The following is a 19,231-nucleotide window of genomic DNA, read 5'->3' on the forward strand; positions in this document are numbered from 1 at the left end:
AATCAATAGGATGTCGGTGGTGCTCGAGCTAGCTGTAATGACCAAGGACGGAAAATTCGTAATTGAATACAACGTTCGAAAGGAACAAAGATAGCGAGGGTTGCTAATTGGCGGATCACCGCAGCAACAAATAAAATCAAAAATGGGAAGTGAACAAGTAGTTGGCAGTAACCACACGCGATGTCTTCCATCGGTGATTGCCCGATTCCCGTCATCAGCATATGGTTCATCGCACCGCCATCTTCGCAATGTTCAGACAATGGCATTTCGTGATGCTGCTGCATCGAATGCTCCGCCATTTCCCCATGCCCCATCGAGCAGTTGTTCATATGTGACATTGATTTTGAAATCAATGGCGCAACGAACAGCATCGCAACAGCGAGTAAGGCAAGGTAAGCGGCAAATTGTCGAATCGCGTGACGTAAATGCAACGGTTTTCCGGTGTTTCATAACCTATAGATGGGCGCAGATTGTATCTTAATAAGAGGCTTATTGTTATTGTTTTTTGGCATTATTGTTAAGGCAAAATGCAGCTCGCAAGCCTGACAAAAAAACTAACTAACTTGGGTTAAGCAATACAGAGTTAATTAATATTGGTAAAATGTACCCGTTAGTTTTTCTTCTTCAAAAAGACTAAAGCGACACTAGTAAAAATCAAAACCATTCCAATCAACATATTCACGTTTATTGCTTCACCTAAGTAGTAATACGAAATAAGCACACTCATCATCGGTGAAATAAGAATCGAATAAGACGATAGTTCAGCCCCGCCATTATCAATCATGTAAAACCATAAAATGTAAACTAATACCCCATTTGCTACACCGATAAAAATCACGGGAATCAGCAATTCCGTCATCAATCTATGGTAACTCAATCCATAGCTTGTCAGATCTAAATTGACAGATAGAAACATCGTAAAAATCAATATAATCAAAAATGAAGTGATATTTTGATAAAGCACCTTTGAAAAAACATCAACGCTGACGGCAACGTGTCCTGATAGAAAGGTTCCTAGCGCCCATGCAAATGCACTCAACAATATAATCACTTCACCATAGCTCATCGCATCAAATGAGGTAAAAAACAGAATTCCAAGCCCACAAAGTACCGAGACAACCAACGAGTTCAAGATTATCTTCCGCTGGCTTATCATCACAAAGCAAGACGTTATCGCTGGCATGGTATAGACCAATACCGATGCCTTAACGGAGTCCGTAAATTGGAGCGCAATGTTGTTTAATATTGGCACGAGGAACATATTTAAAATGCCAAGAGGAATGCAACGAATAAAATGACTCACTATAAATTGCTTTTTGTATATAAAGAAAAATACAAATAACAGCACCAGCAAAGCTATCAATGCGGAATAGAATCGGAATACCCATGCCCCAACAATTCCAATACCGATTTTCGAGATCGGAAACCCCATCCCCCACAGTATAGATATTATCGCTGCAAATATAATGACCGTATTTTTATGCGTCATATCGAGCAACCACCGCCATTCTTTTAGAGCCTCTAACACCTACCGAACTCACCATTGAGACAAAATGGGGAATGCTTTTTTCTCCCGTATCAATAATTAATGTACTCAAATACGTTGGTACTAATGCTTCTATGATGTTTTCTTTCTGTTTATCCAAAATAAAAGTCAAGCCACCATGGTTATGTTCCCAACCTTTCGTAAAGTTAATGACAATATTAATGCAGAAACCTGAATCGCAGTGTGTGGTTAGGAAATCCCCTAAATCAAACCAGCTTAAATAACATAGCAATAATGTATTGATACTTTTTTTCGTTATTTCAGACAGAAAGGATTTGAATTCTGTGCTATCTAAAAAGGTCTTAATCGCTAAAAAAGATGACACTGACTTTCTTTGTTGGTTATCAGTTATTCGCCTAAATGAATAGCAAAAATTCCCTTGGTGATATTCTTGTAGTGCTTTTTCTCTTTCTTGTTCTATCTCAAGCTTAGAGTGCTTATTTTTATAGTAATCCACTGGAGCAAATTTATTTTTTATAATAAATGACCATTCAGCATCATTAATATCAAGAAAATCATCATAAAATTTATCTAACTCTGAAAAGTATTGTTCCATAGGAAACTGAACATATCCTTTGTTATTAAAACTATTAGTTAACTTATGAATTTCCCTCACAAAAGCTCCTCAGTCATTTTAAAGTCTCTTAGCGAAAAGAATATTTTCCTATTTTTCAATACCATATCATCATAGCCAGTAATTAACTTAACAATTTGGTCTGTTACTAATCCTGACATGACCGCAAGAGATGGCGTACTTTGCCAAGCGTTTACTTTTCTCTTGCCATTTAAAAACTGGTGTTTCATTCTTGCTAATTGAAATTTTTCAACTTCATGATTCTGGCTATAGAATTTATTTCTAATATTATTTTTTACCGCATGATAGCCTGAATTGTACCCATCATTTAAATAAATAGGTCCAACTGAAATGTCTAAAGGATCTCCCCCCAATTCAATTACCGGTATTTCTTTTTCATGGGCGATATCATGAATAACACCTTCAACTGTATTTTTTCTAAAATAACCTAAACTAGCCCATGCAATTAAAATGACATCTACGCCATCTAAAACTTCCATCAACCGATCTCTATCTATCGTTGCAAACTCATTGTACTTCTCAACCTTGGTATATCTATTATGCCGTTTAATACCTATTTCAGCAGCTTCAACTTTTGCGCTTCCAATATCATCAAAAGTATAAAGAACTTGTCTATTTAAGTTAGAAAGCTCAACCACATCACCGTCTACCAACCTCAATGTACCTATACCTAACATAGCTAACTGCATTGCGCATTGCGCATTGCGCACCACGTACCCCATCCTCCCATACCTAGAATCAAAACTCGGCTATTTTTGAGTTTTTCTTGATACTTTAAACCACCTACTTTTTGACTATCAATTAACGAAAATTGTAATAACTGCCTATCATATAAATTTATTTCTTGTTGACTAAGAATATCCGAATAAGTATCTGAAATTTCAATGACGCCTAACTGATTAAGCTTATTAATAAACTCAATAATACATTCTTTATCAACGTTAAATCCTAAAGATTTCAATTCCTTTACTATTCTGGGAATAGTATGCTCTCCATCAAGTTTGGGTAATAACGATAGTACCCACCCTTCCGGACTTTTAATAATACAACCCTTTTGAGGTATTTCCCCTATGCAAATATCGCCATCATCAGATATTAAAATATGATGTGAGCATTTAATTAATGGTTTTAGTAACGAAAAATCCATATTTAGCCTCCATTAAGAAAAGCCGCAATTAGCGGCTATTCAATATAACTTATTATTCTAATTCGATAGATTCATCTTCGTTGTACATCGCATTTTCTTCATTAATAGCAGAAACACGTTCATTAAGAATGACAAATTCCATAAAGATCACCTCATGTGTTATTTAAGATAAAGTTTCAACAAACTACGCATTAAAATTAATTAACAAAATAGCATGCTGTCAACATTTATTTAAGAAATGAAAAACATAGATATATAAACATCTATTTATATATAGAATCATTTATATCAGTCACTCTAGTAAATTACTTAATGCTTTGATAATAAATAGATTTAAATAACAATCATAATAAATCAATAAAATACAGACGCTTTTTTATAATAGAACATCTAAATAATATAATTTTAAAAAACCATTTAGTTTTAAAAGAACGCCAATACTACATTGCATCCTTATATCAAAAATAAAGGGAGCCTAAGCTCCCTTTATTCAATCACATTAATGCCAGATGCCCCGAAAAGCGTTATTTACCTTCCGGTGTCTCTTTCTTCTCATGCAGCATCATCAGCGATTGCTCGACACTGCGCTCAATAATCGCTCTGCGCTGATCATTCTCAGGCAACAGCTTTAACATCATCTGCCAAGCCGAAATTGCTTCGGGATAACGCCCTTGTTCGAACGCATTAAACGCAAATATACTGAGCGCTTTAACGTTAGTTCGGTTCTTCGCAATCAGCTTTTTGAGTAGCTCATTACCTTCTTGGTTATCACTTGGGTCTGACGAACGGGTTAATACTTCCGCATAGCCTAATGCGACCGCATCATCGTCAGGGGATAAGCGGTAAGCACGACCATAAGCATCGGTTGCCATGGTGGCGTTCCCTAATACCATCCCAATGCGACCAAGCATCACCCAGCCATCAATATTCTGTGGATCCTCTTGAAGGCGAGTACGTAAACCTAAAGCCAAGTTCTCCATCTCTTCATTATTCAGTGGAAGCTCATTGGCATTCAGCGCTCTATCTAACAATGCTGGCGCTTGCTGATAAGCCACATTCCAATCTTTCACTTTGCTGTAGCTACCCACTTCATAATACGCAGCACCTGCGACACCCAACGCTATCACAATGCCAGGAACATACACCCAAGCACTCACACGGCTCGCTTCAGGCAACGGCTCGTCATCATCGTTTTGAGCGACTTGGCTGGCTCTGACACGTTTTTTAGAACGGGCGTAAATCAACCATCCCCCAACGGCGATAGCCACAAATGGCATCCCCCATAACATTACGGTCAGCGGCGTTAATGGCGGGTTATACGTCACGAAATAACCATATCTCGCCACCATATAATCGACGATTTCATCGCGGCTTTTTCCCTCTTGCATCAGCTCATACACTTTCTGGCGCAAATCGAGAGCGATCATCGAGTTGGAATCAGCAATACTGTTGTTTTGGCATTTCGGGCAACGTAACTCTTCCGTTAATTTACGAAATTGCTGCTCTTGCTGTTCATTTTCAAACGTGAAAACTTCCGTGGAAGCCAAGCTTACACCTGCACTGAGCGCCCACATCATCAAGGCAATCACATATTTCATTGATTGGCCTCCTTGCTATAACGATCCCACAGCGGCTTCAGCTCGTTTTGCCAAACTCGCTCATCAACCGCACCGGCGTGGCGATAACGAATAATCCCTTGCCCATCAATTAAGAAGGTTTCAGGCGCGCCATACACACCGAGATCAAGTCCCAGCATGCCTTGTCCATCGAATAAACTTAATGCGTATGGATTACCCAATTCGCGCAGCCAGCCGATCGCTTTTTGGCGATCATCTTTATAGTTCATTCCCACAACGCGGATCCCTTGCGATGCTAACTGATTCAAATATTGGTGCTCAGCACGGCAAGTCGGGCACCATGTCGCCCAGACATTCAATAAAATTGGCTGCCCTTGGATCAGTACCTTGGTGTCATATTCCTGCCCCGGATTTTCCAAGGATTCCAAACGGAAAACAGGCACTGGCTTACCAATCAAGGCAGACTCTAGCAAGCGGGGATCATCCCCTTCCGCATTACGTACCAATTGCCATAACAGCACGGCAGCAATCGCCGCAAAGATAACAAAAGGAATTAAAAAGACTTTGCGATTCATACAGCTTCCCCTTGTAGCTTGCGACGACGATAACGCGAATCAAACAAGCAGCATAACGCGCCTACTGCCATAAATACGCCACCCGCCCATATCCAGCGGACAAACGGTTTATAGTACAAACGCAGTGTCCACACATTTGGGGAGATCTCCTCACCCAGAGCCGCGTATAAATCACGGGTGATCCCGCCATCAATAGCGGCTTCTGTCATCACTGCACGGCTGGTGCTATAAAAACGTTTTTCTGGATGCAACGTGGTGAGCACCTTGTCATTCTCTTTCACCGTGATAGTACCAATCACCCCTTGATAGTTTGGACCATCTGCTTCATGTACCCCATTAAATACAAAGGTATATCCACGAATAGCAATGCTATCATCCGGCTTCATTTTCACATCACGTTCAATACTGTAATTCTGGCTAAAGGCGATCCCCACGATAGTCACCGCCAAACCAAGGTGAGCCAGTACCATTCCCCAATAGCTTGAGGTCAGTTTGATTTTTTTACTGATGCGCACCTTCATTTCAGCGAAGGCCAAAATAACAATCCAGCACGCCATCATTAAGCCCAGCACTGTCAGCGCTTCAACTCGGTCTTGCATTAGCCAAGGCAGCAAGAAAGAGAGAATGAGTGTCAGCACTAACGCCATCAGCAGCAATTTGCGGATAGCCGCAGGACGATCACGTCCCCAGCGCACTAGCGGTCCAATACCTAGTAACAGCGCAAAAGGTACCATCAAGGCGATAAACATAGTGTTGAAGAACGGCTCACCAATCGAAATCGTTCCCAAACCAATTTGTTTATGGATAAGCGGCAGCAATGTGCCTAACAACACCACCAACATGGCGGCGGTTAAAATCACGTTATTCCCTAATAGCAGGGATTCCCGTGACCATAATGCGTTGTTCACCTTAGAACGTACTTTATGGCCACGTATCGCAAAGACAAGCAGCGAGCCGCCGATCACCAACACCATAAAGGCAAGAATAAATAGCCCTCGAGCGGGGTCAGAAGCAAAGGCGTGCACCGAAACCAATACGCCTGAACGGACTAAGAATGTACCCAATAAGCACAATGAGAAGGCAAATATCGACAATAATAGCGACCATGCTTTGAAGGTGGCGCGCTGCTCAGTGACTGATAATGAGTGGATTAAGGCAGTTCCCACTAACCACGGCATAAAGGAGGCATTTTCTACCGGATCCCAGAACCACCAGCCCCCCCAGCCTAATTCGTAGTATGCCCACGCCGACCCTAACATAATTCCCAGTGTTAAGAAGAACCATGCTGCTAGCGTCCAAGGGCGTGCAAAACGGGTAAAGGAGCTATCTAAGCGCCCACTGAGTAATGCAGCGATGGCGAAGGCGAAGGCCACCGAGAAGCCCACATAGCCCATGTACAGTAATGGCGGGTGGAAAATCAGTCCTGGATCTTGCAGCAGTGGGTTCAAGTCACGACCTTCAATCGGGAAGGAGGGCAAGGTGCGAGAGAATGGGTTTGAGGTAAAAATGATAAACAGCAAAAAACCGACGCTCACCATACCCATTACCGCGAGCACTCGCGCCACAATATCCAGAGGCATACGATAACTGAATAACGCCACCGCAAATGTCCAGCCGCTCATGAGCAGTACCCACAGCAATAGAGACCCTTCATGAGCGCCCCATGTTGCCGCCACACGGTACCAAATCGGTAATTGCGTGTTGGAGTTATTTGCCACGTAAGTGACGGAGAAATCATTTACCACAAAGGCATTAATTAAGACTAAAAATGCCCCTGCGATAAACAGGAAAAGCAGCCAAGCTAGTGGTCTAGATGCCGCCATCAGGCGGGCATCATTACGTGCCACACCCCACAGAGGATAAAAAGAGAGTAATACAGAGACCCCTAATGCTAAACACAGAAGGATATTACCAATCTCAGGGATCATGATGCATTGTCCTTATACATTGCAGCAGGACGTTTATGGTTTTCTTGCATCGCTTGCTCAATTTCTGGTGGCGTGTAGTTTTCATCATGTTTGGCTAACACTTCTTTCGCCATCACATGGTTATTTGGTTCTAATTCCCCTTGCACCACCACACCCTGCCCCTCTTTGAATAAATCAGGCAAGATACCGTCATAGCTCACGTCAATTTCGGCTTCCGCATCATAAACGGTAAAAGTCACTTTCAGCGAGTCTGGGTCGCGCACAACGGAGCCAGGCATCACCATGCCACCCACGCGTAAACGCTGCCCGACTTCAGGTACTTTTTGCGTTTCTCGCTTCCCGTAAATCACTTCACCAGGGGTATAAAACAGGTCGATACTGGAACTTAAGGCGTATAGCACCAATGAAAAAGTCAGCCCAACACCTAAAATAATGGATGAAACCAACCACAGTCGGTTACGGCGACGAATATTCACATCCCCTCCCTGCGCGCTCTAGCGGCTTTTTGTCTTGCTTCTCGCGCTTGTTGCTGAACAATCGCGCTAAAAATCATTTTTCGTTGAATATAGGTATGGATACACAATGCTGCTAATGGCAAAAGGGTTAGCGCAACAGCTAACCAAACATAAAATCCATATCCACCCATGGCGATGAAGTCACTCCAAGAGGCAAATGCACTATTCATTATGATTTCCTCTCATGGCTATTTTCTCGCTTAGTCATCAGTTCCAGTACCCAAGGTCGGTTACGCTCTAACATTAACAGTTGGTTACGCAGACGAATTAGTGTCAACGAAATAAACAGGAATAAATACCCCAAAATAGCTAAACGTAATGGTGTACGCATCGCTGGGTTAATGCTTTCTTGCATACGTGTTGATGGTTGATGCAGAGTTTGCCACCACTCAACTGAGTAGTGAATAATCGGCAAATTGATCACCCCAATTAACACTAAAATGGCAGCCGCTTTTCCTGCTGTACGGCGGTCATCAAATGCGTGCCACAGGGCAATGATCCCAACATATAAGAATAACAGGATCAATTCAGATGTCAGGCGCGCATCCCATACCCACCAAGCTCCCCACATTGGTTTACCCCATGTGGCGCCGGTGACAAGCGCGATAAAGGTGAATACAGCGCCGACGGGTGCCATTGCAGCAATAGCTAACTCAGAAATTTTCATCTGCCACACAAGACCGATGAACGCCGTGATAGCCATAGTGGCATAAATCCCCATCGACCACATGGCCGCGGGGACGTGAATATAAATGATCCGGTAGCTATCACTCTGTGTTTTATCGGTTGGTGCAAAACCAAAGCCCCAAACCCAGCCCACCGCCAGAAAGATCACACTTAACACAATGAACCATGGAGCCAGTCGCCCACATATTCTATATAAGTTCATTGGAATTGCTAATTGGTGAAGCTTTTTCCACATAGTTAATAGCCCCGATTTATCTCACAAAATGCTGTGCATTAATAATAGCTACAATACACAAAAACCACGTAATTTTATTGATTTATCACAAATACAACTTAGGCTAGCTGACTCAATTAGCCAGCTAGCCTATTTCTTAGAAGCCTGGTTCCACTTCTCGCATATCTGGTAACTTATGCGCAATACCTTTATGGCAATCAATACAGGTTTTTCCGTCTTTTAACGCTTGGTCATGCATTTTTGCAGCGACACTTTTTTGAGCGGTAAAATCCATATAGTCGAAGTTGTGGCAGTTACGACACTCTTGGGAGTTATTATCCTTCATCCGCCGCCACTCGTTCTGCGCCATTTCTAGACGATGAGCTTCAAATTTTTGTGGTGTATCAATCACGCCAAAAATCTTACCGTATAACTCTTTACTGGCTTTGATTTTTCTCACCATTTTTGGCACAAACTCATGAGGTACGTGGCAATCAGGGCATGTCGCTCTCACCCCACTACGGTTAGTATAGTGAATGGTATCCATATACTCTTCGTAGACGTTTTCACGCATTTCATGGCAGCTAATACAGAACTCTTCCGTGTTCGCTTTTTCCATTCCGGTATTGAAACCGCCCCAGAAAATAACACCGCCAACGAAACCGATAATCAACAACGTTCCCAACGCTAAACGGCTTGGGCGCCACCACCACTGCCAAACTCGGCGAATGATCCCCGGTTTATCACTTTTATTAGTCATATCCGCCCCTTATTTCCCGAAGCCTTTAGATGGGGTAAAGGTATTATCGATAATCGGCGCAGTATCAGATTGAGGAACATGACACTGTAAGCAGAAATAACGATTTGGTGCCACTTCACCTAATACTTTACCAGTTGCATCCATAAAGTGTGTTGGGCTAATACGTGGTGCGCCAGTGGTACGATAATTTTCCACACCATGGCACTGCAAACAACGGTTTGTGTTCGTGGTAATTTGATACCCTTCAACACTGTGAGGGATCATCGGTGGCTGGTTAACGTAGTTCAGTGCCATTTTTTCCTGCTCTTTAGGAATATGAATGCCACTTTCTGGTGTGCCTGACACTTCTGGTGATTGAGCCAGATCGACGCCATTCGCCGACCATGCAAAACTGCTCACGACAACGGCCATACCCGCTATCCAACGGCTTAAAGTTCTTTTCAGGACAGGGTTTTTCATGATTTAGCTCCCGAACTCCATTTTAGTGTTATTTTAAAAACGTCCTCAGAACAGACATCAATACAGCGACCACACGTCGTGCAATCTTTCGCCGTGATCTGTGCTGGGGCTTGTTTATCAAGAACCGGAACGCGCAAAACTTGCGGCTCAGGACAAACGTGGAAACAATCCATACAGCGATTACACTGCTCTTTTTTATGGGCGGTCACGACTAAAGCCCCTTTACACCCCGCGACACCATACAGTGCGCCGAGTGGGCATAAGTGACCACACCAACCATGTTCCACGACCAATAAATCGAATAAAAAAAGTGCAACTAAAACTAAAGCGCCGCTACCAAAACCAAAAATCAAGCTACGTCCCATCAGAGAAACGGGGTTAATCCATTCCCAAAGCAACGTACCTGTTAATGCCGATCCCAACAAAATGACACCCAGCAAAACATAGCGGATGTAACGTGGGATCGTGGCGGATTGATTGAATTCGAATTTTCGACGTAGCCATGCCGCCGCATCCGTGACCGGATTAACAGGGCACACCCAACTACAGAAAACCCGTTTTCCTAACAGGGCATACACCCCCAAAACAATCCCGGCACCGATTAACGCGGAGATCCCCGGTAAGTAACCACTTGCTAAGCTTTCAAGAGTAATTAGCGGATCCGTCAATGGGATCGTATCCAGCAATAAACTGCTACTGTAATTACCATGTAAGATCCACACGCCTAACCATGGACCACTCAAAAACATGGCTAACACTAACAACTGACTGGTACGTCTTAATACCAACCATTTATGGCTTCCCCACCACCCTTTTTTCGCCAGAGCCTCACGTCCGGCATCGTGCTTACGATTTGCCATTGTTTCCCTCCAGCCAACCAAAACGGTAATGGTGACCTAATTCCCCTTTCGCCAGCGAACGTGGCAATACTTTAATTGCTGATTCCTCAAGCACACACGCTTGTTCGCATTTACCGCACCCCGTACAGTAATTACTGTTCACAGTCGGCAAGAAACGCGCGTGTTTACCGGTTCGATGGTTTTGTTCAAGTTCCAGTGTGATAGCTTCGTCAATCACAGGGCAAACTCGGTAGCACACATCGCATCGTAACCCTTGAAAGTTCAAGCAGTTCTCTTGGTCGAGTAACACTGCTAGCCCCATACGAGCATCATTGATAGAAGCAATATCCTTATCCAACGCACCACTTGGGCACACTTTGGCGCAAGGAATGTCTTCACACATTTCGCACGGGTTTTCGCGAGCAATAAAATACGGTGTACCCGCTGCCATGCCAGACGCCAACGTAGCAAGCTTCAACATGTCGTAAGGACACGCTTGCACACATTGACCACAGCGTACACAGGCACTTGCAAAGGCACTTTCGTCTAAGGCACCCGGCGGGCGAAGATGCACTCCGCTCGCTCGGGAGGTTTGTTGCTGAAGCCCCAGTACCACACCAACAGCCGCCAGTCCACCCGCTGCGCGAGCAACATCACGCAAAAAACGGCGGCGACTATTCTGGGAACTCGGTTTCTGGGACATACGCAATTACACCTTTTCCAATTTAACTGCACATTTCTTGTAATCCGTCTCTTTCGATAGCGGATCCGTTGCATCCAGAGTGAGGTTATTCACTAACTGAGATGCATCGAAGAATGCCATATAAATCAAACCTTTTGGTGGGCGGTTACGACCACGAGTTTCCACGGTTGAGAGCACTTCCCCACGGCGAGAAAGCACTTTCACTTTATCCCCACGGCGCAAGTCTTTCGCTTTTGCATCCAGCGGGTTCATAAACACCACGGACTCAGGGAATGCACGGTGCAACTCAGGCACGCGGCGAGTCATACTGCCGGTATGCCAATGCTCAAGAACACGTCCGGTGGATAACCATAAATCGTATTCAGCATCTGGCGCTTCTGCGGCTGGTTCAAATGGCAGTGCGAAAATCACCGCTTTACCATCTGGCTTGCCGTAGAATTGGAAACCTTGTCCAGCTTTTACGTAAGGGTCATTACCTTCGCTGTAGCGCCATTGGGTCTCTTTACCATCCACAACTGGCCAGCGGATACCGCGAGCTTTGTGGTATGCATCGAAATCCGCTAAGTCATGACCATGACCACGACCGAAACTTGCGTACTCCTCAAACAGCCCTTTTTGCAGGTAGAAGCCGAGTTCACGAGATTCATCATTCAGCTGGTCAGCCGCCAGTTCTGTAATTGGGAATTTGGTCACTGATTCGTTAGCAAACAGAATGTCGTATAACGTTTTTCCGCGATATTCTGGTTTCTTCGCTAATAACTCTTCCGGCCAAACGTCTTCCGCTTTGAAGCGACGAGAGAACAGCACCATCTGCATTAAGTCAGATTTTGCTTCGCCCGGTGCTGGCACTTGTTGACGCCAGAATTGTGTACGACGCTCTGCGTTACCGTATGCCCCTTCTTTTTCTACCCACATCGCTGTCGGTAAAATCAGGTCAGCAGACAGTGCGCTGACAGTTGGGTATGGGTCTGAAACCACAATAAAGTTGCGTGGGTCGCGCCAACCTGGCATACGCTCTTCATTAATATTTGGACCCGCCTGCATATTGTTATTGCACATCACCCAATAGAAATTGAGCTTGCCATCTTTTAATGCGCGGTCTTGAGCAACAGCGTGTAATCCCACTTTTTCTGGGATAGTTCCCGCTGGTAATTTCCACACGTTTTCCACTTTTTCACGGTGTTTTTCGTTGGTGACCACCATGTCGGCTGGTAAACGGTGAGAGAACGTCCCCACTTCACGCGCAGTACCACAGGCTGACGGTTGACCTGTTAAGGAGAACGGTCCACAACCTGGTTGAGAAATTTTACCGGTCAATAAGTGCAGGTTGTATGCCAAGTTATTCGCCCAGACGCCACGCGTGTGCTGGTTGAAGCCCATTGTCCAGTAGGAAACGACTTTCACGTTAGGATCTGCATACAGCTTAGCTAGCGCTTCTAACTGATCTTTCGGAACACCCGTCATTTCAGCGGTTTTGTCGAGGGTATATTCCGCAACAAACGCTTTGTAATCTTCGAATGTCATTGGCTCAGAGGCATCCGAACCTGGGTTTTTCGCCTTTTGCTCTAAAGGATGCGTTGGACGTAAACCATAACCAATATCAGTAACCCCACGACGTAAATTAACGTGTTTATCAAGGAAGTCCTGATTCACCGCATTGTTTTGAATAATGTAGTTAGCGATGTAGTTGAGGATCACTAAGTCTGATTGCGGCGTAAAGACAATGCCGTTATCCGCTAATTCGAAGCTACGGTGTTTAAATGTAGACAGTACAGCGACACGAACATCAGGGTTAGATAGACGACGGTTGGTGATACGCGACCATAAAATTGGGTGCATTTCCGCCATGTTCGAACCCCACAGCACGAAAGCATCTGCATGTTCGATATCATCGTAACAGCCCATCGGTTCATCCATACCAAAGGTACGCATAAAGCCTACAACCGCTGATGCCATACAGTGACGTGCATTTGGGTCTAAGTTATTTGAACGGAAGCCACCTTTAAATAGTTTGGATGCAGCATAACCTTCCCAAACCGTCCACTGACCGGAACCAAACATTCCGATACCTTCAGGACCTTTCTCTTTGAGGGTGGTTTTGACTTTCTCTTCCATCACATCAAAGGCTTTTTCCCATGTAATTGGGGTAAATTCACCGTTTTTATCGTACTCACCGTCTTTCATACGCAAAAGCGGTTGAGTTAAACGGTCTTTTCCGTACATGATTTTTGGTAGGAAATAGCCTTTGATGCAGTTCAGACCACGGTTTACAGGAGCTTCAGGGTCACCTTGGCTCGCAACGATACGTCCGTTTTGCGTTCCAACTAAAACCCCACAGCCTGTACCGCAGAAACGGCAAGGTGCTTTATCCCATTTAATGCTTTCTTGCTGACCAACCACTGCTTTCGCAATACTTGGTACGCCAACGCCTGCCGCCGCAGCAGCGGCCGCTATCGCATTGGCTTTCATAAAGCTACGACGACTGAGTTTCATACTTTTTCCTCACATTGCTCATCCTGCTGGTGATAAACCAGTGAAACATCCAATACACCATCGATATCACGGATAAAATCGATAGTATCTAAAAGCGTTTTGCTGTCTTCCCCTTCCACAACCACAATTAACTTGCCATTTTCAGGGGAGGAAATAGCCACTTCGCAGTTGGGTTCTTGATGTAATTCATCTGTCACAGCTGGAATGCGTTCACTTTTGACTTGAACAATCAAACTGCAAACTTGCCAGTTATTGTGCATCTTCATGCTCCATGGTAATGGCTGATACAGGACATCCTGCGACACATGCGCCACAACCTGTACAACCCTGCATATCAATGTTTGGCTGGTAAATACCGGCCAGTGATGGACGAAAGGCGATCACTTGAGGCTCACAACTGTCTTCACAACGACGACATTCAATCGATTTGTACGCCAGACAGTGTTGCCCAATGGCAATCTTGATATTCCAAGGCTGGGTATTTTGAGGAAGGAATATAGGCTCAGGACAGGCCTCTGCACATGCATAACAGAATGTGCATTCACCACGCTGAAAATCGACCATGGGATAGCCACCAGGACCTGGTTGCAAAATTGCCGTTTCACAACTCTTGATACACTGGTTACAACGAGTGCACTGTTCAATAAAACGTGCTTCGCTACCACTCCATGGTGGTCGAATTACGGGTGCAGCATTACGCCAAGCCCCCGTTAAAACTCCCCTACGGGTGATATCAACCATGTTTATTTCCTTTACATTGCCCAACCAAAAACTGCTAAAAGAGACTGATAAACCGTACTTTTTATATGATTATTTATTGTGAATATTAATTAGCTAACTATCAAAAATACATACTACCTAGTAGGTAAACTAACTTTTGGCGTTATTATGAAGAAAATAGTCATTCTTTGACGTTTCACATCGAAGACACTGTACAAATATCGAGAAAGGCAGATTTGAGGTCGTTTTATAATTATTCATTAACATTTAATAAATATGATTTGCGAATTTAAACCTTATTTTTAATAGTCAAATTTATAATTAATGAAAATATATACCACTAAAGTAGTATATCATGAGCACTTTTACAAAAAACTATATTTACTTTTTTTGATTTTACGCACGTTTTAATTCAAAAATTAACCAACTTATTAATCCATTGTATTAGTAAAAATATAATTAATTATAAATATCAGCATGATAATGAAAAACTCAAAGTGTAAATAACAATCATTATTATTTAATGATTTAATCCATACTCTGCGTTAAAAAATAAAATTTAATATTTTTTTATTTATTCAATTTTCTCCATTTTTATTATTTTTCATCGATTAAAAAGTAAACTCATTTTAATTATTGATCAAAGACAATATTTTTTGTGTGGTTTTTTGCTAATTATATAAGTTGGCAATTGTCTGATAGCAATAGTGCGATTGTTATCAAATATAAAAATAAATACAGCTAATGGGATGGCTGGCTTAAAAACACTCGAGGCCCTTATGGCAAAGATAAGAAATAATGCACTGTACCTACTGAGTGTGCTTGCAGGGATATTTCTATTTACCTCTGTACAGGCACAAACTCCAACAAAAGATTCCACATCAACCATCAACGCTCGAAACGAAACGTTTGAAGCGGCACACCCTGATCAATACCATTCATGGCGAGCAACTTCAGAACAATCACAACGAGAAGATGCACTGGCTGAAGATCCTCGCCTCGTCATCTTATGGGCAGGTTATCCTTTCTCTCGTGACTACAATAAACCTCGTGGTCACGCCTATGCGATTATCGATGTTCGTGAAACACTGCGGACTGGCGCGCCAAAAAATGCTGAAGATGGTCCTCTTCCTATGGCATGTTGGAGCTGTAAAAGCCCTGACGTTGCTCGATTAATTCAGGAACATGGGGAAGATGGCTACTTCAAAGGCAAATGGGCAAAAGGAGGCCCTGAAATCGTCAACGTATTGGGCTGTGCAGATTGCCACAAAACAGACTCACCTGAGTTTGCCAAAGGTAAGCCTGAACTCACTCTTTCTCGCCCATACGCAGAACGTGCCATGGAAGCTATCGGTAAACCATTCGATAAAGCGAGCCGCTTCGACCAACAATCTATGGTATGCGGTCAATGCCACGTTGAATATTATTTCTCTGGCGAAACTAAAGCCGTGAAATTCCCTTGGGATAACGGCACCAAAGTCGAAGACATGGAAGTGTACTACGACAACATTGCCTTCTCTGATTGGACAAACTCCCTGTCTAAAGCCCCAATGCTCAAAGCCCAACACCCTGAGTATGAAACTTGGAGCGCAGGTATCCACGGCAAAAACAATGTGACCTGTATTGACTGCCACATGCCAAAACTGCAAAACGAAAAAGGGGAACTGTATACCAGCCATAAAATCGGTAATCCATTCGATAACTTTGAACAAACCTGTAGTAGCTGTCATACCCAAAGCAAAGAGCAACTTCAGAGTATCGTTGCTGAGCGTAAAAAAGCTATCCAAGAGATGAAAATCAAAGTGGAAGATCAGTTAGTACGCGCTCACTTTGAAGCTAAAGCAGCTTGGGATGCAGGCGCAACCGATGCTGAAATGAAAGATATCCTTGCTGATATCCGTCATGCGCAGTGGCGTTGGGATTTAGCTATCGCGTCACACGGTATCCACATGCATGCACCAGATGAAGGGTTACGTATGCTTGGTGGGGCAATGGATAAAGCCGCAGATGCCCGAGCCAAACTGGCGCGTTTACTGGGTTCAAAAGGCATTACTCATGAAATCGCGATCCCAGATATCTCCACCAAAGATAAAGCGCAACAAGCCATCGGCTTGGATATGCAGAAAATTAATGCCGAAAAACAAGAGTTTTTAAAGACTGTGGTACCTGAATGGGATGCACAAGCTCGTAAAAACGACCTGTTAGCCAAATAACCACTCACCCCAGTTCGCTGGGGTGCGATAACCAATGGAGTGAATATGAGCGTACTACGTTCGTTATTAACTGCTGGGGTGCTGGCGTCAGGCTTGTTATGGGCGATATCCGCGTCGGCAACACCACAAATGGCTGAAGAAGCTAACAAAGACGGTCGTTGGCAAGTTACGCAGCAGCGTAATCCAGACAATGCTTGCCTTGATTGCCATAAACCCGATAAAGAAGGGATGCATGGCACTCATGCTGAGGTCATTAACCCGAATAATAATTTGCCGGTGACGTGCACCAATTGTCACGGCAAACCGGGTCCCAATCACCGTGAAGGCGTCAAAGACGTCATGCGGTTTAATGATCCAATGTACAGCGTGGAACAACAAAATAGCGTCTGTTTATCTTGCCACTTACCTGAACAACTGCAAAAAGCGTTTTGGCCCCACGATGTTCACGTGACCAAAGTGGCTTGCGCGAGTTGTCATGACCTCCATCCTAAGCAAGACACCATGAAAGTGCTGAACGATAAAGGTAAGGTCAAAATCTGCGTGGATTGTCACTCAGATCAGCGAGATAACCCGAACTTTAACCCCGCTGCGGTGAATGTTCTTAAGGAGCAGCCATGAGTTGTTCTCGTCGTCAATTCATAATCTATTCAGGCGCACTGGCGGCGGTAGGCGGTGTGGCGGGGCATTCTCTCGCCAATACCATGAAAGTTGACGGGGTGCGATATGGCATGATCCACGATGAAACACTGTGTATCGGCTGTACCGCCTGTATGGATGCATGTCGGGAAGTCAACCAAGTTCCAGAAGGCGTATCACGCCTAACGATTATTCGTAGTGAACCCATCGGCCAATTTCCTGACGTCAAATATCGGTTCTTCCGCCACTCTTGCCAACATTGCGAACATGCCCCTTGTGTCGATGTCTGTCCTACAGGGGCTTCATTCATCGATAAAACCACGGGGATTGTGGACGTAAACCCTGACCTATGTGTTGGTTGTCAATACTGTATTGCCGCCTGCCCTTACCGCGTCAGATTTATTCATCCCATCAGCAAAACCGCCGATAAATGCGATTTTTGCCGTAAAACCAATCTCAAAAAAGGGAAGCAACCAGCTTGTGTCGAAGCCTGCCCAACCAAAGCGTTGGTGTTTGGTAATTTAGATGATCCAAACAGTGCGGTATCACTAATGCTCCATGAAAAACCGACCTATCGATTCAAAATTGCACTGGGAACGAAACCCAAAATGTACCGAGTTCCCTTTAAATATGGGGAGGTTAGCCAATGACAACCACTTCAGCTTTTCATTTTGAGTCGTTAGTCTGGGACTGGCCTATCGCCGTTTACCTGTTTTTGATTGGTATCTCTGCGGGGTTAGTGGTTCTGGCAGTATTGATGCGCCAATATGTACCCAATGCTGCCACCAGCAATAGTACTATCATGCGTACAACGCTAATTTTAGCGCCGACCACCATTATTCTTGGTCTACTGATCCTCATTTTCCACTTAACCCGTCCATGGACGTTCTGGAAATTGATGTTTCACTACAGCCCAACTTCTGTGATGTCCATGGGGGTAATGCTGTTCCAAGTTTACATGGCGGTGTTAGTGGTTTGGCTGGCTAAAATTTATGAGCAAGAACTCGTTGGGCTACAACAAAAATGGCTACCTAAGCTAACGATAGTGCCTCGCATTTTAGGCTGGCTAAGTCACATCATGCGCGGGTTAGATATTGCTATGCTAGTCTTAGCCGTATTACTGGGCGCTTATACGGGATTCTTGTTATCAGCCCTCAAATCCTATCCGTTCTTAAACAACCCAATATTACCGGCTCTATTTCTCTTTTCGGGAATTTCGTCGGGACTGGCGGTGAGTTTACTGGCAATTGCCCTACGCTATCGCAAGAATGTTCATAACCCTGAAACGGTCTTTTTACACCGCGTAGAAAGCTTCGTTGTCTGGTTAGAGATATTTTTGCTAGCGGCCTTCTTTGTGGGGCTAGCGCTCGGTGATGATGGCAAACTGCGTTCATTAATTGCGGCATTAGGCGGAGGTTTCTGGACGTGGTGGTTCTGGCTTGGCGTCGTGGGGATTGGTTTTGTTATTCCCCTCCTGTTGAAAAAATGGCAACAACAAGGTAGCCAAGCTTTTCGGGTTATTGTGGTCAGTGGCGCAAGCTTAATTGGCGTGTTTTTCCTGCGTTTTTTCGTCCTGTACGCAGGGCAACTGACAGTCGCATAACCGACTTAAAATAAAGGTGAT

General features: G+C 44.0%; 23 protein-coding genes. 4 read left to right on the top strand and 19 right to left on the bottom strand.

All coding sequences use genetic code 11. The features are described from left to right. Positions 1 to 2: 2 nt before the first annotated feature. The 19 genes from ACIH2S_RS14320 to napF form a co-directional block, all read right to left on the bottom strand. A complete protein-coding gene (locus tag ACIH2S_RS14320) occupies positions 3 to 431 on the bottom strand; it encodes a DUF2946 domain-containing protein (protein WP_108478301.1) in 429 nt (142 codons plus the stop codon). 179 nt (positions 432 to 610) lie between these two features. After that, positions 611 to 1,528 (bottom strand): DMT family transporter, encoded by a 918-nt coding sequence (locus tag ACIH2S_RS14325; protein WP_234413541.1) that lies wholly within the window; start codon positions 1,526 to 1,528, stop codon positions 611 to 613. Continuing rightward, on the bottom strand, positions 1,479 to 2,162 hold the full coding sequence (locus tag ACIH2S_RS14330) for a hypothetical protein (RefSeq protein WP_430247628.1): 684 nt from the start codon (positions 2,160 to 2,162) through the stop codon (positions 1,479 to 1,481). Before ACIH2S_RS14330 ends, ACIH2S_RS14325 begins: the two co-directional genes overlap by 50 nt. Further along, the gene (locus ACIH2S_RS14335) at positions 2,159 to 2,851 is read right to left on the bottom strand and encodes a HesA/MoeB/ThiF family protein (RefSeq protein ID WP_430247630.1); all 693 of its coding nucleotides are present in this window, start codon (positions 2,849 to 2,851) and stop codon (positions 2,159 to 2,161) included. The genes ACIH2S_RS14330 and ACIH2S_RS14335 overlap by 4 nt, the downstream gene beginning before the upstream one ends. After that, entirely contained in the window at positions 2,821 to 3,288 is a 468-nt protein-coding gene (locus ACIH2S_RS14340; RefSeq protein ID WP_321147014.1) for a hypothetical protein, read from the bottom strand. The genes ACIH2S_RS14335 and ACIH2S_RS14340 overlap by 31 nt, the downstream gene beginning before the upstream one ends. Positions 3,289 to 3,340: 52 nt before the next feature. After that, a complete protein-coding gene (locus tag ACIH2S_RS14345) occupies positions 3,341 to 3,430 on the bottom strand; it encodes a pantocin A family RiPP (RefSeq protein ID WP_071992151.1) in 90 nt (29 codons plus the stop codon). A 382-nt stretch (positions 3,431 to 3,812) separates the two neighbouring features. Beyond that, positions 3,813 to 4,886, bottom strand: a complete 1,074-nt coding sequence (locus ACIH2S_RS14350) for a cytochrome c-type biogenesis protein CcmH (RefSeq protein ID WP_036952087.1) — start codon at positions 4,884 to 4,886, stop codon at positions 3,813 to 3,815. Beyond that, entirely contained in the window at positions 4,883 to 5,440 is a 558-nt protein-coding gene (dsbE, locus tag ACIH2S_RS14355) for a thiol:disulfide interchange protein DsbE (RefSeq protein ID WP_036952089.1), read from the bottom strand. The genes ACIH2S_RS14350 and dsbE overlap by 4 nt, the downstream gene beginning before the upstream one ends. Continuing rightward, the gene (locus tag ACIH2S_RS14360; protein ID WP_108478304.1) at positions 5,437 to 7,368 is read right to left on the bottom strand and encodes a heme lyase CcmF/NrfE family subunit; all 1,932 of its coding nucleotides are present in this window, start codon (positions 7,366 to 7,368) and stop codon (positions 5,437 to 5,439) included. Before ACIH2S_RS14360 ends, dsbE begins: the two co-directional genes overlap by 4 nt. Continuing rightward, entirely contained in the window at positions 7,365 to 7,844 is a 480-nt protein-coding gene (gene ccmE / locus ACIH2S_RS14365; RefSeq protein ID WP_036952093.1) for a cytochrome c maturation protein CcmE, read from the bottom strand. Before ccmE ends, ACIH2S_RS14360 begins: the two co-directional genes overlap by 4 nt. Beyond that, entirely contained in the window at positions 7,841 to 8,053 is a 213-nt protein-coding gene (ccmD, locus tag ACIH2S_RS14370; RefSeq protein WP_036952095.1) for a heme exporter protein CcmD, read from the bottom strand. Before ccmD ends, ccmE begins: the two co-directional genes overlap by 4 nt. Next, the gene (locus ACIH2S_RS14375; protein WP_036952096.1) at positions 8,053 to 8,805 is read right to left on the bottom strand and encodes a heme ABC transporter permease; all 753 of its coding nucleotides are present in this window, start codon (positions 8,803 to 8,805) and stop codon (positions 8,053 to 8,055) included. The genes ccmD and ACIH2S_RS14375 overlap by 1 nt, the downstream gene beginning before the upstream one ends. A 136-nt stretch (positions 8,806 to 8,941) precedes the next feature. Next, positions 8,942 to 9,544 carry a cytochrome c-type protein NapC gene (gene napC, locus ACIH2S_RS14380; RefSeq protein ID WP_036952097.1) on the bottom strand — a complete coding sequence of 201 codons (603 nt, stop codon included), beginning with the start codon at positions 9,542 to 9,544 and terminating at the stop codon, positions 8,942 to 8,944. A 9-nt stretch (positions 9,545 to 9,553) separates the two neighbouring features. Further along, positions 9,554 to 10,003 carry a nitrate reductase cytochrome c-type subunit gene (gene napB, locus ACIH2S_RS14385; RefSeq protein ID WP_036952098.1) on the bottom strand — a complete coding sequence of 150 codons (450 nt, stop codon included), beginning with the start codon at positions 10,001 to 10,003 and terminating at the stop codon, positions 9,554 to 9,556. Beyond that, the gene (gene napH / locus ACIH2S_RS14390) at positions 10,000 to 10,863 is read right to left on the bottom strand and encodes a quinol dehydrogenase ferredoxin subunit NapH (protein WP_036952100.1); all 864 of its coding nucleotides are present in this window, start codon (positions 10,861 to 10,863) and stop codon (positions 10,000 to 10,002) included. Before napH ends, napB begins: the two co-directional genes overlap by 4 nt. Next, entirely contained in the window at positions 10,850 to 11,545 is a 696-nt protein-coding gene (gene napG / locus ACIH2S_RS14395; protein WP_036952102.1) for a ferredoxin-type protein NapG, read from the bottom strand. Before napG ends, napH begins: the two co-directional genes overlap by 14 nt. A gap of 6 nt (positions 11,546 to 11,551) precedes the next feature. Next, positions 11,552 to 14,038 (bottom strand): nitrate reductase catalytic subunit NapA, encoded by a 2,487-nt coding sequence (gene napA, locus ACIH2S_RS14400; RefSeq protein WP_036952103.1) that lies wholly within the window; start codon positions 14,036 to 14,038, stop codon positions 11,552 to 11,554. Further along, a complete protein-coding gene (gene napD, locus ACIH2S_RS14405) occupies positions 14,035 to 14,304 on the bottom strand; it encodes a chaperone NapD (protein ID WP_006660695.1) in 270 nt (89 codons plus the stop codon). The genes napA and napD overlap by 4 nt, the downstream gene beginning before the upstream one ends. Continuing rightward, positions 14,288 to 14,779, bottom strand: coding sequence for a ferredoxin-type protein NapF (napF, locus tag ACIH2S_RS14410; protein WP_108478306.1), 492 nt, complete (start codon positions 14,777 to 14,779; stop codon positions 14,288 to 14,290). Before napF ends, napD begins: the two co-directional genes overlap by 17 nt. A 758-nt stretch (positions 14,780 to 15,537) precedes the next feature. Here napF and nrfA point away from each other — a divergent pair. From nrfA to nrfD, 4 genes are read left to right on the top strand one after another with little or no spacing between them, the layout of a single operon-like run. Next, a complete protein-coding gene (gene nrfA / locus ACIH2S_RS14415) occupies positions 15,538 to 16,971 on the top strand; it encodes an ammonia-forming nitrite reductase cytochrome c552 subunit (RefSeq protein ID WP_430247631.1) in 1,434 nt (477 codons plus the stop codon). A gap of 45 nt (positions 16,972 to 17,016) precedes the next feature. Continuing rightward, entirely contained in the window at positions 17,017 to 17,589 is a 573-nt protein-coding gene (gene nrfB, locus ACIH2S_RS14420; protein ID WP_036952108.1) for a cytochrome c nitrite reductase pentaheme subunit, read from the top strand. Next, positions 17,586 to 18,257, top strand: coding sequence for a cytochrome c nitrite reductase Fe-S protein (nrfC, locus tag ACIH2S_RS14425; protein WP_108478307.1), 672 nt, complete (start codon positions 17,586 to 17,588; stop codon positions 18,255 to 18,257). The genes nrfB and nrfC overlap by 4 nt, the downstream gene beginning before the upstream one ends. After that, complete coding sequence (nrfD, locus tag ACIH2S_RS14430; RefSeq protein ID WP_430247632.1) at positions 18,254 to 19,210, top strand: cytochrome c nitrite reductase subunit NrfD; 957 nt, start codon at positions 18,254 to 18,256, stop codon at positions 19,208 to 19,210. The genes nrfC and nrfD overlap by 4 nt, the downstream gene beginning before the upstream one ends. Positions 19,211 to 19,231: the final 21 nt, after the last annotated feature.

It is taken from the genome of Providencia lanzhouensis, assembly GCF_050469745.1.
Classification (GTDB): domain Bacteria; phylum Pseudomonadota; class Gammaproteobacteria; order Enterobacterales; family Enterobacteriaceae; genus Providencia; species Providencia lanzhouensis.

Bases quoted from the DNA above. Each gene is read 5' to 3' on its own strand.
- ACIH2S_RS14340 (WP_321147014.1), bottom strand. From the start codon at position 3,288: ATGGATTTTTCGTTACTAAAACCATTAATTAAATGCTCACATCATATT.
- ACIH2S_RS14345 (WP_071992151.1), bottom strand. From the start codon at position 3,430: ATGGAATTTGTCATTCTTAATGAACGTGTTTCTGCTATTAATGAAGAA.
- ACIH2S_RS14350 (WP_036952087.1), bottom strand. From the start codon at position 4,886: ATGAAATATGTGATTGCCTTGATGATGTGGGCGCTCAGTGCAGGTGTA.
- dsbE (WP_036952089.1), bottom strand. From the start codon at position 5,440: ATGAATCGCAAAGTCTTTTTAATTCCTTTTGTTATCTTTGCGGCGATT.
- ACIH2S_RS14360 (WP_108478304.1), bottom strand. From the start codon at position 7,368: ATGATCCCTGAGATTGGTAATATCCTTCTGTGTTTAGCATTAGGGGTC.
- ccmD (WP_036952095.1), bottom strand. From the start codon at position 8,053: ATGAATAGTGCATTTGCCTCTTGGAGTGACTTCATCGCCATGGGTGGA.
- ACIH2S_RS14375 (WP_036952096.1), bottom strand. From the start codon at position 8,805: ATGTGGAAAAAGCTTCACCAATTAGCAATTCCAATGAACTTATATAGA.
- napC (WP_036952097.1), bottom strand. From the start codon at position 9,544: ATGACTAATAAAAGTGATAAACCGGGGATCATTCGCCGAGTTTGGCAG.
- napB (WP_036952098.1), bottom strand. From the start codon at position 10,003: ATGAAAAACCCTGTCCTGAAAAGAACTTTAAGCCGTTGGATAGCGGGT.
- napH (WP_036952100.1), bottom strand. From the start codon at position 10,863: ATGGCAAATCGTAAGCACGATGCCGGACGTGAGGCTCTGGCGAAAAAA.
- napG (WP_036952102.1), bottom strand. From the start codon at position 11,545: ATGTCCCAGAAACCGAGTTCCCAGAATAGTCGCCGCCGTTTTTTGCGT.
- napA (WP_036952103.1), bottom strand. From the start codon at position 14,038: ATGAAACTCAGTCGTCGTAGCTTTATGAAAGCCAATGCGATAGCGGCC.
- napD (WP_006660695.1), bottom strand. From the start codon at position 14,304: ATGAAGATGCACAATAACTGGCAAGTTTGCAGTTTGATTGTTCAAGTC.
- napF (WP_108478306.1), bottom strand. From the start codon at position 14,779: ATGGTTGATATCACCCGTAGGGGAGTTTTAACGGGGGCTTGGCGTAAT.
- nrfA (WP_430247631.1), top strand. From the start codon at position 15,538: ATGGCAAAGATAAGAAATAATGCACTGTACCTACTGAGTGTGCTTGCA.
- nrfB (WP_036952108.1), top strand. From the start codon at position 17,017: ATGAGCGTACTACGTTCGTTATTAACTGCTGGGGTGCTGGCGTCAGGC.
- nrfC (WP_108478307.1), top strand. From the start codon at position 17,586: ATGAGTTGTTCTCGTCGTCAATTCATAATCTATTCAGGCGCACTGGCG.
- nrfD (WP_430247632.1), top strand. From the start codon at position 18,254: ATGACAACCACTTCAGCTTTTCATTTTGAGTCGTTAGTCTGGGACTGG.